Genomic DNA, 1,216 nt, shown 5'->3' with positions numbered 1-1,216 from the left:
TTGAAGTTTTTATCCTGGAACCCGGCCGCTGGCCGGGCTCAACCCTGAACGGAATTGTGGTCATTTATGGAACAGTCGAAGTTGCGCAAAGTCGGTCTGGGAATCGCGTTGACGCTGGTGGCCGGGTTGGTGTTCTACACGGTGCAGGCACCGGCCGAAGCACCGCAGTACCTGACCGCCACGGTCGAACGCGGTGACATTGAAAATGCGGTGCTGGCCACCGGATTGCTGGAGGGCATCAAGCAGGTGGACGTCGGTGCCCAAGTCTCGGGGCAGTTGAAGTCGCTCAAGGTCAAGGTCGGCGACAAGGTCAAGAAGGGCCAGTGGCTGGCGGAAATCGACCCGCTGGTGCTGCAGAACACCTTGCGTCAGGCGCAGGTCGACGAGGAAAACCTGCAAGCCCAGCGCCGGGCGACCCAGGCTCAGTTGCGCCAGACCAAGGCAATCTACGAGCGCTATCAGAACCTGCAGGAGGACGCGTCGATCTCGCGGCAGGATTTCGAAACCGCGCAATCGAACTACGAGGTACAGCAGGCCAACCTGTTATCGCTGGATGCGCAAATCAAGAGCGCGCATATCCAGATCGACACTGCCAAGGTCAATCTGGCCTACACGCGGATCGTCGCGCCCATCGACGGCGACGTGGTGGGTATCGTCACCCAGGAAGGCCAGACCGTGATCGCCAACCAACTGGCGCCGATCCTGTTGAAACTGGCGGACCTGGACACCATGACCGTCAAGGCTCAGGTGTCGGAGGCCGATGTCATTCACATTGCGCCGGGGCAGGAGGTCTATTTCACCATTCTCGGCGAGGACAAGCGTTATTACGGCAAGCTGCGCGGCACTGAGCCGGCGCCGCAGAACTTCCTCGAAACCCCGCCCGCCGGCACGCCGAAACAGAACACGGCGGTGTTCTACAACGCGCTGTTCGACGTGCCCAATCCCGATCACCGCTTGCGCATCTCCATGACGGCTCAGGTGCGGGTGGTGCTCGATACCGCCAAATCGGTGTTGACGATTCCGGTGGCCGCGCTGGGCCCGCGCAACAACGACGGCAGTTTTCCGGTGCGGGTGCTGGACGCCAAGGGCCAGGCGCAGTCGCGCAACGTACAGACCGGGATCAACAACAACGTCAAGGTGCAGGTCAACGACGGTCTGGCCGAAGGTGACCGAGTGGTGATCGGTGATCCTGTGGCGAAAGTGGCAGGGGCATGAG

General features: G+C 61.4%; 1 protein-coding gene. It reads left to right on the top strand.

Annotated features, from left to right (window positions below):
- The first annotated feature begins 66 nt into the window (after nucleotides 1-66).
- Nucleotides 67-1,215, top strand: coding sequence for a macrolide transporter subunit MacA (gene macA / locus CAF87_RS22080; protein WP_085733046.1), 1,149 nt, complete (start codon nucleotides 67-69; stop codon nucleotides 1,213-1,215).
- Nucleotide 1,216 lies beyond the last annotated feature (1 nt).

Source organism: Pseudomonas sp. R38(2017) (genome assembly GCF_002112395.1).
In the GTDB taxonomy this organism is placed as follows: domain Bacteria; phylum Pseudomonadota; class Gammaproteobacteria; order Pseudomonadales; family Pseudomonadaceae; genus Aquipseudomonas.
This window is presented reverse-complemented; position numbering and strand designations above follow the sequence as displayed.

Excerpts from the sequence above, each read along its gene's own strand:
- macA (WP_085733046.1), top strand. The coding sequence starts at position 67 with ATGGAACAGTCGAAGTTGCGCAAAGTCGGTCTGGGAATCGCGTTGACG.